This window comes from Streptosporangium vulgare (assembly GCF_042428775.1).
GTDB lineage: Bacteria > Actinomycetota > Actinomycetes > Streptosporangiales > Streptosporangiaceae > Streptosporangium > Streptosporangium vulgare.
The window spans coordinates 299,523-313,898 of record NZ_JBHMBS010000003.1 but is presented as its reverse complement, the minus strand read 5'-3'; the positions used below and the strand labels follow the sequence as shown (position 1 = coordinate 313,898).

9 protein-coding genes and 1 pseudogene are annotated in these 14,376 nt (G+C 71.6%); 5 read left to right on the top strand and 5 right to left on the bottom strand.

The features are described 5' to 3' along the window. Positions 1–87 precede the first annotated feature (87 nt). Together ACFFRH_RS08170 and ACFFRH_RS44735 are read left to right on the top strand one after the other, a co-directional pair. Entirely contained in the window at positions 88–843 is a 756-nt protein-coding gene (locus ACFFRH_RS08170; protein ID WP_344744387.1) for a DinB family protein, read from the top strand. A gap of 191 nt (positions 844–1,034) precedes the next feature. Beyond that, positions 1,035–1,429 (top strand): annotated as a pseudogene (locus ACFFRH_RS44735) (transposase); the annotation flags it as partial. 901 nt (positions 1,430–2,330) lie between these two features. Here the strand turns inward: ACFFRH_RS44735 and ACFFRH_RS08155 are convergent. The 4 genes from ACFFRH_RS08155 to ACFFRH_RS08140 form a co-directional block, all read right to left on the bottom strand. Continuing rightward, entirely contained in the window at positions 2,331–5,957 is a 3,627-nt protein-coding gene (locus ACFFRH_RS08155; protein ID WP_344744388.1) for a DUF4153 domain-containing protein, read from the bottom strand. Between the two features lie 298 nt (positions 5,958–6,255). Beyond that, entirely contained in the window at positions 6,256–6,945 is a 690-nt protein-coding gene (locus ACFFRH_RS08150; RefSeq protein WP_344744389.1) for a response regulator transcription factor, read from the bottom strand. Positions 6,946–7,165: 220 nt separating this feature from the next. Next, a complete protein-coding gene (locus ACFFRH_RS08145) occupies positions 7,166–8,146 on the bottom strand; it encodes a GNAT family N-acetyltransferase (protein ID WP_344744390.1) in 981 nt (326 codons plus the stop codon). A 321-nt stretch (positions 8,147–8,467) separates the two neighbouring features. Continuing rightward, positions 8,468–9,463 (bottom strand): helix-turn-helix transcriptional regulator, encoded by a 996-nt coding sequence (locus ACFFRH_RS08140; protein ID WP_344744391.1) that lies wholly within the window; start codon positions 9,461–9,463, stop codon positions 8,468–8,470. A gap of 74 nt (positions 9,464–9,537) precedes the next feature. Between ACFFRH_RS08140 and ACFFRH_RS08135 the strand changes: the two genes are divergently transcribed. The 3 genes from ACFFRH_RS08135 to ACFFRH_RS08125 all read left to right on the top strand — a co-directional run bounded on the left by ACFFRH_RS08135 (position 9,538) and on the right by ACFFRH_RS08125 (position 12,573). Continuing rightward, positions 9,538–10,620: an ATP-binding cassette domain-containing protein gene (locus tag ACFFRH_RS08135; protein ID WP_344744397.1), complete on the top strand. Its 1,083-nt coding sequence runs from the start codon at positions 9,538–9,540 to the stop codon at positions 10,618–10,620. After that, positions 10,617–11,366 carry an ABC transporter permease gene (locus ACFFRH_RS08130; protein WP_386155359.1) on the top strand — a complete coding sequence of 250 codons (750 nt, stop codon included), beginning with the start codon at positions 10,617–10,619 and terminating at the stop codon, positions 11,364–11,366. Before ACFFRH_RS08135 ends, ACFFRH_RS08130 begins: the two co-directional genes overlap by 4 nt. Before the next feature lie 358 nt (positions 11,367–11,724). Next, the gene (locus ACFFRH_RS08125) at positions 11,725–12,573 is read left to right on the top strand and encodes an arylamine N-acetyltransferase family protein (protein WP_344744393.1); all 849 of its coding nucleotides are present in this window, start codon (positions 11,725–11,727) and stop codon (positions 12,571–12,573) included. 85 nt (positions 12,574–12,658) lie between these two features. Here ACFFRH_RS08125 and ACFFRH_RS08120 read toward each other — a convergent pair whose 3' ends face one another. Beyond that, entirely contained in the window at positions 12,659–14,284 is a 1,626-nt protein-coding gene (locus ACFFRH_RS08120) for a class I adenylate-forming enzyme family protein (protein WP_344744394.1), read from the bottom strand. Between the last annotated feature and the right edge of the window lie 92 nt (positions 14,285–14,376).

The window sequence follows — 14,376 nt, the reverse complement described above, 5'->3', positions numbered from 1 at the left end:
AGGTCATCAACGGGATCCTGTGGAGGTTGTGAACCGGATCGCCCTCCAAAGGTGGCGCGGGCGAGACGGGTGGGGAAGACTGCACCGATGGCTGCTGAGTACGCCCAGAGTGACCGGTTCCGTGGTGCCCGCATCCACCTGTGCGACCTCGCCGGTCTCGAGATCCGCGATTGCGAGGTCAGCGGCCTGAAGATCGTCGACTGTTATGGGAGCGACGTCTACCTCGGTGGCGACTTCGAGCGTCTCGTCGTCAACGACGTCGACGTGACCGCCTACGTCGAGGCCGAGCTCGACCGGCGCCACCCCACGCGGGTGCTGGCGCGTGAGGCCGCATCCCCCGACGACTACCGGGCTGCCTGGGATGCCATCGAGACGCTGTGGGCGGCGACACTCGACCGCGCCGGGCTGTTGCCCGAGGCCAAGCTGTACGAGCGGGTCAACGGCGAGTGGTCGTTGGTCGAGACCCAACGGCACCTGCTGTTCGCCGGCGATGCCTGGCTCGGCAATGCCGTGCTGGAGGAGGAGGCGCCGTACCACCCGTTGGGCTTCCCTTACGGCGGGATGCCGCCCGAGGCGGCGGCGAAGCTCGGTCTCACCCTCGAAGCCACCCCGACACTCGACGAGGTGCTCGCGCCGCGGCTCGCCCGCATGGCCACGATGCGGCGTGTCGTCGACGGGCTCACCGAGGCCGAGCTAGATCGGGTATGCGGTCGCAGGCCGGCGGACCCGTATCCCGACCAGGAGTACGTCGTGCGCCGCTGTCTCAAGGTGGTGCTGGAGGAAGAGGCCGAGCATCACCGTTATGCGGTGCGCGACCTCGCCGCGCTCGAGGCCGGTGCCTGAACTGGCGCCGCCCCGGCTGGAAATGACCTCCAGTCGCATTGCGTGCCGCTGGGACGGTCATCTGACGGTCACGTCGACCACAAGACCACACTAAAGCGCTCAATTCAGCACCTACCACCCAAACGGCTCTACTGTCCCTCGTGAGCACCCCACTTCGAGCGGCTCGATTACCCGAGCACGGGCTGGCCCAATTGGCTGACGTCCGACGCCAAGGGCAATTGGATGACGCGTTCGCCCACGTCGCAGGCCGGTTCAGACGGCGGGAAGTGCGCTTGCGCGCCCGTTCCCGCATCGAAGGGCTGCTGTCCGGTATCGAGCGCAAAACCGGTTGGTCGCTGGCCGAATACGCCGGCGAGGCCACCCCAGGCGGGATGCAGCGACTGTTGACCACGGCGAAGTGGGACGTCGACGGCGTGCATGACGATATCCGTACCCACGTGATCGACCACCTGGGTGCCACCGACGGAGTCCTGATCGGTGACGACACCTGTTTCGAGAAGAAGGGAGCGTACTCGGCCGGGGTGCAACGGCAGTACGTCGGCACGCGGGGAAGATCACCAACTGTCAGATCGGGGTATTCCTCGGTTAAGCCACACCCCGCGGACACGCTCTGGTGGACCGGCGACTCTACCTGGGGGCGGCCGGAGTACGCCAGAAACACACCGCGCCACTCCATCCCCGCAGGCTGTCGCCATCATGTCCGGCCGTGCTGCTCTGGGCATGTACCGGATAACGTGCCCGGGTCGCGCGGCGGCCGTTTTCACGCCGCTGCTGGTCAACGTCAGCATGACGTCGGCGATGTACGTGGTAACGGCCTTTTATCCGGTACATCGCCCCGGTCCACGGCGCCCTTCAGGCGTACTCCGGCCGCTCCCCGGGGTGAGCGAAGGACCTCAGCGGGATGGGCGCCGTCGTAGCCGACCGTTAGCCGACCGTGTGTCGGCCCACAGCCGCCCTTCGTCAACGGTCGGGGGCCCCTCCGCACAGACAATCGCGACCTCCGACCGTGCGTTACGGCCGACAGTCGCAGGGCCTTGCCGGAACGGTCTCCGGCAAAGCCCGTGATGCGAGTTTCGGTTTCGCTCTAATCGATCAGGGCACCCCGGATCACCAACACCGGTTGGCCACGCAGAGCGGCAGGCCTCCCGGCGGCGGCGGTCGAGGGTCGTTCGGCACCGACAGTTTTCGGCCCGCGGAACGCGATCCCAAGCGTCTCCGGCGCAGGCTGGACCCGCCCGCCGTCTCGGTCTGGCCGGATAGGGCGGCAGCCTTGGTCGTGGCATCCGGGCACGATTCTCAGCGGGAGAACCACGACGGTGTCCAGCGAACCGCGCCAAGATTGCCGGAGGCTCTGATGTACCCCGGCTTTCGTGGAACGGGACCCTGCAACCGGGCAATTCCTGGCAGAGGAGTCCACACCCGTCATCTTCGACCGTGTCGTATCGGTACCTGCCACCCCCACCAGGAGCCGGTGAATTCGAGACCGCTCAGTCCTGGTCGGGGATCTCCAGGCGGGAGAGCGTCTGCGGGCAGGAGGCGCCCCTGTCGACCGGACGCCGGGCCAGCAGTTCCCTCGCCTCGCGACGGGCCAGGTTCCAGCCGTTCCACGGGTCGGGCCCGGAGAGCTCGTTGGCCGCGACCACGTCCCGCAGGACGCAGCTGCGGGCCGGTTCCGGCAGCCTGTCCAGGGCGGGCACGGCCTCCGCGCCGAGGTCGCCCAGGTACGCGAGGTCGACCCGCTCCACACCCCGTACGGCGATCTGGGTCTCCGCGACCCGCAGGTCGGGGTTCCAGACCGCGAACGCCAGCAGGGAGGCGCTCGTCATGATGACGACGGTCCTGGGCAGCCAGCGCGCGTGCCCGCGCCCGGTGAGCCGGGCCGCGCCCGCGGCGAGGACGAGCGCGAAGATCCCGCCCAGCCACAGCACCGTCGCCGACACCGAGGCCCGCAGCCGGGAGAGACCGTAGGCGTCGGCGTACAGGTCCAGGCGGTGCAGCGCGGAGAACAGGATCACCAGGGTCAGCACGCAGAGCACGCCGAGCAGCCCGGCCATCAGCCAGCGGTCGGCTCCCCTGAGCTCCAGCGTCCCCGAGGCGACCGCCACGATGGCCAGCACGAACACGCTGACGACGACGAGCTGGAAGAACCCGGAGCGCGCGTACTCGGCGTAGGTCAGCCCGGTGGCCTCCAGCACCCAACGGGTACTGCCGAACAGCACGGTCAGCTGCATGCCCACGAACGTGGCGAACAGCAGGTTGAGCGCCGTCAGCGGGGTCACCCAGAGACCACGGCCGACCGCGACCTTCAGGTCGGGGGCCTTCGGCTCGGCCACGGGTCGCAGCCCGACCAGTACCGAGGAGGCGACGACGAGCGCGAAGACGACGAAGAGGAGGATGCGCAGCGGCATCGACTCCGCCCACGCCTGCGCGCTGAACACCCGCTCGACGGCCTCGGCGAAGACCGCGTCCGCCGAGGCGAACAGCGCGCCGAACACCGCGAGCAGCACGACGGTGAGCCCGCCCCCCAGCAGCAGGGGCATCACCCGGCGACGGGACGCGAGGCCCTTCAGCCTCGCCCCGAGGAACCACGGCACCGGCAGCAGGCCCAGGACCACCGACGCGCCGCCCCTGAGCACCCCGAGCCAGCCGCGGCCGGCCCCCGACAGGGCGAGCGCGGCCGTCAGGAACCCGGCCAGGAGGAGGATGCCGACCAGCCAGTCCGCGTCCCTGAACATCACCGTCGCGACCAGCCCGTAGGCGATCGCCCCCATCCCGGCCGACCACGGGTTGATCCGCCTGCGCGCCGCGGGGATCGTCGCCACCCCCATCGCCGCGGCCACCAGCACGAGCCCCAGCCCGGCCCTGCCGTACGGCACCGCGACCGCGGCGAGCACCCCGACGGCGGCCGACACCGGAAGCACCCATTTGGGCGTGTCCGGCAGCTCGGGCCGGGGGAAGATCGGCGGCGCCTCGTATCCGCCGGGAACCCCCGGGCCCTTCCCTCCGCCCGGTGCCTCGTACCCTCCGGGAACCCCCGGGCCCTTCCCCTCACCCGATGCCCCGTATCCGCCGGGGCCTCCGGGCCCCCGCCCTCCTCCCGGTTCCGCCGCTCCTCCGGGCCGGCCTGCCTGTTCCACCGGCCCTCCCGGCCGGGAGACCGCCGGTGAGCTCGTCGCCCCTTCCCGGTGCGGGACCTCCGGACCCGGTACGGTGACGCGCTGCGCGACGGGTTCCCGTGCCGGTCCCACTCCCTGTGCCGGTCCCTGTGCCGGTCCCTGTGCCGGTCCCTGTGCCGGAGGCCGGTGTGGGAGCCGCTCCACGGGGGCCGCCAGGATGTCGTCGGTGGGTGTGGTGGCGCCGATGACCGTGCCGACGAACGCGCCGCCGGTGAGGATGACGGCTCCGGCGAAGGCGGCCAGCAGGGAGTCGACGTTCGAGAGAACGATGCCCACGATCACGGCGCACACCAGCCCCCCGACGCCACCGAGGAACACCCCGATGAACGCTCCCGGCCAGTTCCGCATCACGACGACCGGCTTCTGACGCGCACTCCCCCGCTGGTCGAGAACGGGCCGCGGGGGGTACGGCCGCGCGGAGGGCCGTACGGGAGCGGAGGGTGTGGCGGCGCCCCCGGGGACGGCGGCTCCGGGGACGGCGGCTCCGGGGACGGCGGCTCCGGGGTCGAGAGAGGGGGGCACCGGCCCGGACGTCACATCACCCCCGGGGTCGGGACCGGGGCCGGGGCCGCTCGTGGCCGTGGCCGTGGTCGGGTCGGATGGACCGGACCCCTCGCCGCTCTCACGAGGTCCGGACACCTGAACAGGTCCGGCTGCCTGAACGGCTCCGACCGGTTCCTCGGACGCGGAACTCCCGGCGCCCCCGACGCCCCCAGCGTCTCCGGCGGCTTCGCGATGTCCGGACGGCGTACCGGCCGCGGACGTGACGGAAAGCGCGGAAGGTGCGGAGGGCGCGGAAACCAAGGGAGCCGTGGAAGCCGCGGAAGGCGCAGGGGCCGCGGAAGCCGCAGGATCCGCGGGGGCCTCGCCCGGAGGGACCTTGTCCGGCGTGACGGCGTCCGCCTCGGCGGGGGGAGCCCCCTTGGCGGGGAGGGACGGGGGGTTCATCTCGATCCTTTCCGGAAGGTCGGCCACGATGTGGCAGCCGAGCCCGTCGTCGACGTGGATGGAGCCGCCGTGGAGTTCGACGATCTCCTTGGTGATGGCCAGGCCCAGCCCGGCGCCGCCGTCGTCGGCGGCCCGGCCCGCGTCCAGGCGCGAGAAGCGCTCGAACGCCCGTGCCCGGTCCTCGGCCGCGATCCCCGGCCCCTGGTCGCTCACCCTCAACCGGACGCCCTCTCCCCTGGCCGTCGCCGCGAGCACCACCACCCCGCCGTCGGGGCTGTGCCGTACCGCGTTGTCCAGCAGGTTGGCGAGGACCTGCGCGAGCAGGTCGGGGTCGGCGCGCAGGCTCAGCCCCTCCGGGACCTCGCAGCGCGCCACCACCCCCTCCCTGGCCAGTACGGCCTCCCGCAGGGCCTGCTCGCACAGCTGGCGCAGCTCGACGTCCTCGCGCTCGATCAACCGGGCCCCGGACTCCAGGCGCGACAGGTCGAGCAGCTGCGCGACCAGGCGGCCCAGCCGCTCGGTCTGGGCGAGCGCGGTGCCGAGGGTGACGGGATCGGGCTCCGAGACCCCGTCGACCACGTTCTCCAGCACCGCCCGGAGCGCGGTGATCGGCGTGCGGAGCTCGTGGCTGACGTTGGCCACCAGTTCCCGTCGCTGCCGGTCCACCTCGCCCAGGTCGGCGGCCATCGCGTTGAAGGCGCGAGCGAGCTCGCCGACCTCGTCACGGGAGGACGCGGTGACCCTCAGGCCGTACCGGCCCTTGGCGATGGTCTGCGCGGCGGCGGCCATCTCGCGCAGCGGCTTGGTCATCCCCCGCGCGAGCAGCTGCACCAGGATCAGCGCGAACACCGCGGCCACCGCGACGCGCACGTTGCGCGAGTACCCGGCGTTGATGCCGACCTCGTTGACGACGAACGCCGCCACCACGGCCAGCAGGATCACCAAGCCGAGCTTTATCTTGATCCGGCCCAGGAAGTCGAGAGGTCTCAATGGTCGGCGCGTCCCGGTGTTGGAGTTGAAAGGCACATGAGTGTCTGAGTGACGAAGAGGACGATCGGTTCTCGTCCGGACATGAGTGCCGCCGTTTCGGGGGCGTACGGGAACCCGTGTTCGCGGCGTCCCCACGGCACGCGTCCACGGCGGTACGTGACGGTCATGCGTGAACGTGTGTCCGTGGACCGCCAAGACGCGCGTTCACGGTCGTACGCGAGCCCACGCCCATCGGCGAACCGGAACACCCTCGCGGTCATGCGCGGGCGCACGCTCACGGCCGTGCCAGGACACCCGTTCACGGCTTGACGAGGGCGTAGCCGACGCCGTGGACGGTACGGACGACACCTGGCCCGAGTTTGCGGCGCAGGGCCCGCACGTGGCTGTCGACCGTTCGGGTGGCCGCGGCCTCGGAGAAGCCCCAGATGTCGGCCAGCAGCCGCTCCCGCTCGAAGACCTGGCCGGGGCGTTCGGCGAGGCGGCAGAGCAGGTCGAACTCGGTCCTGGTCAGCTGGGCCTCGGCGCCCCGCACGTAGACGCGGCGCTCCGCGGTGTCGATCTCGACCTCGGCGAGACGGATGACCGTGTCGTTCACGGCCAGCTGGGAGGCCCGCTCGACCCTGCGCAGCAGGGCGTGCACCCGGGCGACCAGCTCGCGCATGCTGAACGGCTTCGCCATGTAGTCGTCGGCCCCGACCCCGAGCCCCACGAGCAGGTCGGTCTCCTCGCCCAGCGCGGTGAGCATGAGAACGGGCACCGGCCTGGCCGCCTGCATCCTCCGGCACACCTCCAGCCCGTCGAGGCCGGGCAGCAGCCGGTCGAGCACCACCACGTCGGGTCCCGTCCTCGCGTAGGCGGCCAAAGCCGCCTGGCCGTCCCCGACGACCTGCACGTCGAAACCCTCGGCGGCCAGCCTGTGGCGTACGGCCCGCGCGATCGTCTCGTCGTCCTCGACCACGAGGACACGTCGTTGTTGAGGGGTTGCCATGCCCGGCAGCGTAGACCGGGGCCGTGCAGAAGACCTGTGGTGAATTGTGAAGGTTCTGCGCACCCGGCGGCGAGGTCGGCCTACCGGCCGGGGCCCTCGCACGTGCGAGGGCCCCGGCCGGAGAGTCCGGGATCAACCGGGAACCGGGTCGAGGTCAGCCGGGAACCAGACCGAAGTCAGGCAGGACCCGGGCCGAGGTCAGCCGGGCCCCGGGTCGAGGTCAGGCGAGGATCAGGCGGCGGCCGGTGATCCGGTAGCCGATCCGGGCGAACGAGGCCGCCATGGGCGCGTTGCCCACGTCGGTGTTGTCCTTCACCTCGGGCTCGCCCTCGGCGACGAAGTTGTGCAGCGCCTCGGCGACCAGGTCGTCGGCGTAACCGTGTCCCCGGTGGGCCGGGTCCACCCCGAGGTAGCCGATCGTGGCGTTCCTGGAGTTACGCGTCGCCATCACGATGCCGACGAGCTCTCCCGACGCGTCGCGGGCGAGCCGCCACCGCCCGCGACCACCGGGCATGTCCGCGACCTCGGACACGGTCTTCTCCGCCGTCGCCCTCGCGCCGCTCTCCGCGAGGTTGCGCCGGTCCCAGTCGTCGAGGCTGCCCTCGGCGACGCGGGCCAGCAGGTTCACCGCCACCTCGTCGTCGTCGACCGGCGCGAAGGTGAGCCGGGCCGACCTGGGCGGCAGGCCGTACTCGGGGAGCCAGTGCAGGTTGAGCCGCTCGACGGACTGCCTCAGCCCGGCCTTCTCGGCGGCGGCGATGCGGTCGGAGGCGTCCGCGAACGCGTCGGGACGCTCTCGCCAGTCGGCGGGCAGGAACAGGTGGTAGTCGGGCCGCGCCCCGGACGGTGTGGCGTACCCGGGCGTGACCAGGGCAGCGTACGCGGCCCGCAGCAGGGCGGCCCCCACCTCGGTCCGGTCGGGGCCGGACCCGGGGTCGAACCAGTCGAGGCTGAAGGGGTGCTCGGAGCCCGGCGGACCCCAGAAGGCGGCCCTGGCGACGACCTCGTCACCGCGCAGCGCGACCCAGACCCACCCGGGCCGGTAGCCGAGCTCGTCGAAGGGCAGGTGGCGGGCGCCGACGCCGGAGGCGGGGAGCGGGCCATAGCGGTGGAACAGGTCGAACTCGCCCGCTTCGAGCGGACGGAACCGTACGTCGGACACGGACGGGTTGGACAGGTCGGACAGGGAAAACTCGGACAAGCGAAACTCCAGAAAGCAGGTGCGCTTCCCGGGCTCAGGCGGCCTGTCGCCCGAGGCGGGAGCGCGTGACCAGGGTGGCGAACATGTGCTCCTCACCTCCTCACACTCGAAGGGACGGTCAGGCTACCGGAGCGCCCACCGCGACCTCAACCGGATAAACGGTCACGGACGCGAAAAGAGGCCCGGACACAGAGACAAACCAGGACACGAACACGGACACAGACATAAACCTGGGCACGAACACGGGCACGAACACGGGCACAGATACGGACACGGACGCGATCGCCCGTGTCACGCGGCGGACCGCCCGTGGTGCCCTGCTCAGGACGCCGCGGTTCCCGCGTTCCCGCCCTCCGCGCCGCCACTGCCCGCGCGGGCGAACCGTTCGCCGGTCGCGCGCACGTAGTCCCGGAACTCCGCCGGCTGGACCACCTCGAAGTCGGCGCCCAGCGCGGCGAGGACCAGGACAGGCCACTCCATCCCGTCGGCGTTCATCAGCAGCCGGCACGACCAATCGTCGACGGCCTCGACCACCCCTCCCAGGGGCGACACGACCCGCTCGACGTCGGCGACCGCGGCCCGTACGACGACCACGACCTGATACTGCGTCGGCATCGACGTGATGCTGTCGCGGACGAACGCCCCGGCGTCGCCGCCGGGCAGCTCGCGCGGGCGGAACCGGGCACCGGTCGACTCCGCGCCGACGAGCCGGTCGACGCGGAAGGTCCGCCACCCGTGGCGCTCGACGTCCCAGGCGACGAGATACCAGCGGCGTCCCAGCGACACGAGCCGGTGCGGCTCGACCAGCCGGGTCGTCCGGTCGCCGTCGCGCGCCGTGTACTCGAACCGCAGCCGCTCGTCGTCCCGGCACGCCTGGGCGATCACCGTCAGGGCGAGCGAGTCGACCGTGGGCCCCCCGCCCATGACGGCGGGGACGGTGTAGGCCCGCAACGCGTCGACCCTTCGTCGCAACCGGGGCGGCATCACCTGAATGACCTTGGTCAGCGCCCGCACCGACGTCTCCTCGATACCGGCCACGGCACCCCCGGCCGCCGTGCGCAGCCCGACGGCGATGGCCACCGCCTCCTCGTCGTCGAGCAGCAGGGGTGGCATGGTCGCACCGGTCTGGAGCTGGTAGCCGCCCGCGACACCCCGGTTGGCGTCGACCGGGTAACCCAGCTCGCGCAGCCTGTCGACGTCGCGCCGCAGCGTCCGCTCGCTCACGTTCAGCCGGTCGGCGAGCTCACCGCCCGGCCAGTAACGATGGGTCTGCAACAGGGAGAGCAACCGCAGCATCCGCGCACTCGTGTTCGCCATGGATCCAGATTCTCGTGAATTCCGGTCAAAAAGTGGCCTGAATGGATTTTAGCGTGGTCCACATGAACAGCACGATGATCCGCACGAGCGGGCTGACCAGGCACTTCACCGTCAGGAAAGAGACGGTCGAGGCGGTACGCGGCCTCGACCTGCACGTCGCCTCCGGCGAGATGGTGGCACTGCTGGGACCGAACGGGGCAGGAAAATCGACCACCCTGCGGATGCTCACCACGCTGCTCCCCCCGACCTCGGGCAGCGCGGAGGTCGCCGGACACGACGTGACGACCGGGCAGCGCGGCGTGCGCTCCCGGATCGGCTACATCGGCCAGGGCAACGGGGCCGCGCACAGCCAGCGGGGCCGTGACGAGCTGATCAGCCAGGGCCGCGCGTACGGGCTCGGCGCCCGCGCGTCACGCGACCGGGCGGCCGAGCTGATCGCCTCCCTGGACCTGGAGGGCGTCGCCGACCGGACGGTGTCGTCGCTGTCCGGTGGCCAGCGACGACGGCTGGACATCGCGATGGGCCTGATCCACGCCCCCGACCTGCTGTTCCTGGACGAGCCCTCCACCGGCCTCGACCCCCAGAACCGGGCGAACCTCCAGGGGCACATCCGCGCGCTGCGCGCCGAGCACGGCACCACGATCGTCCTGACCACCCACTACCTCGACGAGGCCGACCAGATGGCCGAACGGGTCATCGTGATCGACCACGGGCGGGTCATCGCCGACGACACCCCCGCGCGGCTCAAGGCCGACCACGCGGGCGACCGCGTCACCCTGACGTTCGGCGGCGAGCGGGACGCCCGGCGAGCCGTCACCGAGTCGCTGGGCGTCGTGGCGGGCGCGCGGGTCGAGCGGACCGGCGCGCGGGTCGTGATCGAGGTGGCCGGTGGCGTCCAGCTCGCGCCGAAGCTGCTGCGCGGCCTGGACGACGCGGGCATCGAGGTGACCGGTGTCGAGGTCACCCGCCCCACCCTCGACGACGTCTTCCTCAGCCTGACCGGCCGCAGCCTCCGCGAGGACGGCACCGCCGGACCCGGGACCACGCAACCCGGCACGACGAAGGCCGGGCCCACGAAGACCGGGACCACGGGCCCCTCGACCACGAACCACACCGCCGAGTCCGGCGTCACCACCACCGAGGGGAACGCGGCATGAGCGGCACCGGCATGGTCACCGACACCGTCACCGTCTTCAACCGCGAGCTGCGCCCCGTGCTGCGCAACCCGTTCTCCGTGATCTTCACGATGGTGCAGCCGCTGTTCTTCCTGGCGCTGTTCGCGCCCCTGCTCCCGGCCGTGGAGGGCGGGTCCGCGCTGCAGTGGTTCGTCCCCGGCATCGTGGTGATGTCCTGCCTGTTCGGCACCTCCTCCACCGGGGCGAACCTGCTGTTCGAGATCCAGACCGGATCGCACGAGCGGATGCTCGTCTCCCCGCTGCGCAGGCCCGCCCTGATCGTCGGGCGGGCCCTGAAGGAGATCGTGCCGGTGCTCGCCCAGACGGTGGTCGTCGTCGCCGTCACCGTCCCGTTCGGGTTCCGTCCGCACCTCCTGGGGGCCCTGCTCGGCCTGCTGGTCCTCGCGGTCTTCTGCGTGGGCCTCGGCGCGCTGTCCTACACGCTGGCACTGGCGTCCAAGGACAGCGAGTGGATGTTCTGGGGGGTCCAGCAGACCCTGCTCTTCCCGCTGATGCTGCTCGCCGGGATGCTGCTGCCCGTCAGCGACGGCCCCGACTGGTTGCGGGCGCTCTCGCGGCTCAACCCGCTGACGTACGTCGTGGAGGCCGAGCGCGCCCTGTTCAACGGCGAGATCGTCTCGGCGGCGACGGGTGGCGGCCTGGTCGCGGCGGTGGCCGTGGCCGCGCTGGGCCTGCTCGTCGGCACCCGGGCCATGCGCCGCGCCTGACCTCCCCCGGTCTCCCCCGGTCTCATCTGGCCTCACCTCACCCCTGCCCCCCACCTGAAGCGCCGCACCCCGGCACCGCCGCCGGGGCGCGGCGCCGAGGCGACACGGGGCGGGGCCGTCCGGACGTCGCGGGCGGAGCGGCGCCTCCGGTGTCGCGAGCGAGGCGACATCTCGGTGTCGCGGGGAGGGCGCGGCGGAGGTTCACGGCCGTCCGCAGCCGTTCGCGACCGTTCACAGCGTCCGCGACCGTTCACAGCAGCTCACCGCAGTCGACCGCCGTCCCCCCGTTCGCGACCGTTCCCGAGAAAGCGCATGTCCAACGCTAGGTCCGCCCCCATCTCGGCGTTACCGTGACGGGGTGATCGATGTCACCGCGTATCTCCGCAGAATCGGCGCGAAGGTCGACGGACCTCCGAGCGCGGAGTCACTGCACCTGCTGCACCGGGCACACGTGGAGCGTGTGCCGTACGAGTGCCTGGAGATCTGGCTGGGCCGCCCGACGACCGTGGACCCGAGGGAGTCGGTCGCGCGGATCATGCGGGGCCGAGGTGGCTACTGCTACCACCTGAACGGGGCCTTCTCCCTGCTGCTGAAGGCGCTCGGCTACCGGGTGACCCGGCACCTCGGCGGGATACAGGGCCGTGCCGGAGGTCCGGCGAACGTGGACGGCGGCCACCTGGTGCTCACGGTCTCGGGACTTCCCGGTCCGGGCAATCCCGGCGGGGAGTGGCTGGTCGACCAGGGACTGGGTGACGCGATCCACGACCCGCTCCCGCTCGTCGAGGGCACGTACCGGCAGGGCCCCTTCACCTACGGCCTGCGTCCCTCCGAGGTGGAACCCGGCGGGTGGCGGTTCGACCACGACCCGCGCGGCGACTTCCTCGGCATGGACTTCCGCGCCGGGCCCGCCGCGATGACGGAGTTCGCCGCGATGCACGACTTCCTCTCCACCTCACCCGAGTCGGGTTTCGTCCGCGTGGCCACGGTCCAGCGGCGCGACGCGAGCGGTGTCGACGTCATGCGGGGCCTGGTCCTGGCCCGTCTAGGCGACCGCGAGCACACCCAGACCGCGTGGACCGAACGCGACTACTTCGAGATGCTGGCCGACGTCTTCGGCCTGTCCCTGCCGGACGTCACCCCCGTCGAGCGGGCCAAACTCTGGCAGCGCCTGTGGACCGCCCACGAGAAGTGGTCCGACTCGTACTGACCCTCGGGCACGGCACTCCGTGCGGGCGCTCCCTGCGGCCCGGTCGCGGAGGGCCACGGCCGCCGGGGAGCGAAGGTGGCGGGACTCAGCCGTTCGTCGCCAGTGACTCCTTCAGCTCCCGCTTGAGGATCTTGCCCAGCGGGTTGCGGGGCAGCGCCTCGACGACCTCCAGGCGTTCGGGGAGCTTGTACGAGGCGATGCCCCTGCCCCGCAGGTGGTCCACGACCGAGGCGAGGTCCACGGTCTGGCCGGGTTTGGGGACGAGCACGACGCAGACCCGTTCGCCGAGGACCTCGTCGGCGTAGCCGACCACCGCCACCTCGGCCACCGCCGGGTGCCCGGAGACCAGCGCCTCCAGCTCGGCGGGCGCGATGTTCATGCCGCCTCGGATGACCAGGTCCTTGGCCCGGTCGACGTAGCGCAGGTACTGCCCCTGGTCTCCGGCGATCTCGAACACGTCGCCGGTCCTCAGGTAGCCGTCCTCGTCGAACGGGTCGGCGGTGGCCGTGCCCGGCAGGTAGCCGGAGAAGACGGTCGGTCCCGACAGGAGGAGCTCTCCGGGGACCCCGGCCTCGGCGATCTCCTCGCCGAGGGGGTCGACCAGCTTGGTCCTGGTCGCGCCGAGGGTGCCGGGCCAGGTGGTGCCCGGGGCGTCGGGCCGGGGGAAGAAACGGGCCCTGTCCTCGGGGTCGGGCATGTGCACCGGGTCGGAGAGGAGCGCGACGCCCTCGTTGGACCCGAAGAAGTTGATGATCGCGATGCCGTACCTGTCCTGCCAGCCCTTGACCATCGGCGGCGGCAGCGGCGCCGAGCCCGAACCGATCCGGGTCAGCGTGGTGAGGTCGGTCCTGGCGAGGATCGCCTCCTGCTGGAGCAGCATCGTCAGCAGCGCGGGCGGGGCCAGGGTGTAGGTGACGCCTTCCGACGCGATCTGCCCGAGATAGGTCGGCAGGTCGAACGGGTGGTGCTGGACGAGCACGGCACCGGTCTTCAGCCAGGGCAGGAAGACCCCGCCGATCCCCGCCATGTTGACCATGGGGAAGGGGTTGAGGATGACGTCGTCCTCGGTGAGGCCGGGAGCGTCGGCACAGGTGGACGCGACCGCGAGCCAGTCGTAGTGGCACCTCGGCACGCCCTTGGGAGTGGCCTCGGTACCGGAGGTCCAGCAGATCGTGACGGGGTCGGCGGGGTGGGCCTCGTACGGGACGCCCGGTGCCCCGTCCGGGGAGGCGGTCGCGGTGTCGAGGTCGCCGCCCCAGGTGAGGGCCGGGAGGATCGTAGGCACGCGGGCGGCGGCGGTCGTCGAGGTGACGAAGAGCACGGCCCCGGCGAGAGCGCAGAGCTGGTTCAGCTCGTACTCGCGGTACTGCACGGGGAACGGGGTGACCACCGCGCCCACCCTGATCGCGGCCAGGAAGGTGACCGCGAGCTCCACACTGTTGGGCAGCTGGACGGCGACCACGTCCCCGGGGCCGGCGCCTCGGCCGCGCAGCACCCCCGCCACCCGGTCTACCTCGGCGTCCAGCTCGGACCAGGTGAGCCTCTTGATCTCACCGGGCAGCAGGTCGGCCTTGTTGAGCGGGTCGGCGATCGCGAGAGCACCGGGGCGGGCGCTCACCTGGGCACGGAGCAGCTGGTCGATCGTGTCTCCGGTCCACCAGCCGCCGGCGGTGTAACGGTCGATCCGCTCTTGCGTGTGCAGGCGCTTCATCGCGGCTCCAAGGGCGTCGTGAGGGTGCTCGTGACACTACGAAAACAGAAGCCAGGGGTCAATGGATGAGGCGGAATCACTGTTCATTGGTT

Excerpts from the sequence above, each read along its gene's own strand:
- ACFFRH_RS08170 (WP_344744387.1), top strand. The coding sequence starts at position 88 with ATGGCTGCTGAGTACGCCCAGAGTGACCGGTTCCGTGGTGCCCGCATC.
- ACFFRH_RS08150 (WP_344744389.1), bottom strand. The coding sequence starts at position 6,945 with ATGGCAACCCCTCAACAACGACGTGTCCTCGTGGTCGAGGACGACGAG.
- ACFFRH_RS08140 (WP_344744391.1), bottom strand. The coding sequence starts at position 9,463 with ATGGCGAACACGAGTGCGCGGATGCTGCGGTTGCTCTCCCTGTTGCAG.
- ACFFRH_RS08135 (WP_344744397.1), top strand. The coding sequence starts at position 9,538 with ATGATCCGCACGAGCGGGCTGACCAGGCACTTCACCGTCAGGAAAGAG.
- ACFFRH_RS08130 (WP_386155359.1), top strand. The coding sequence starts at position 10,617 with ATGAGCGGCACCGGCATGGTCACCGACACCGTCACCGTCTTCAACCGC.
- ACFFRH_RS08120 (WP_344744394.1), bottom strand. The coding sequence starts at position 14,284 with ATGAAGCGCCTGCACACGCAAGAGCGGATCGACCGTTACACCGCCGGC.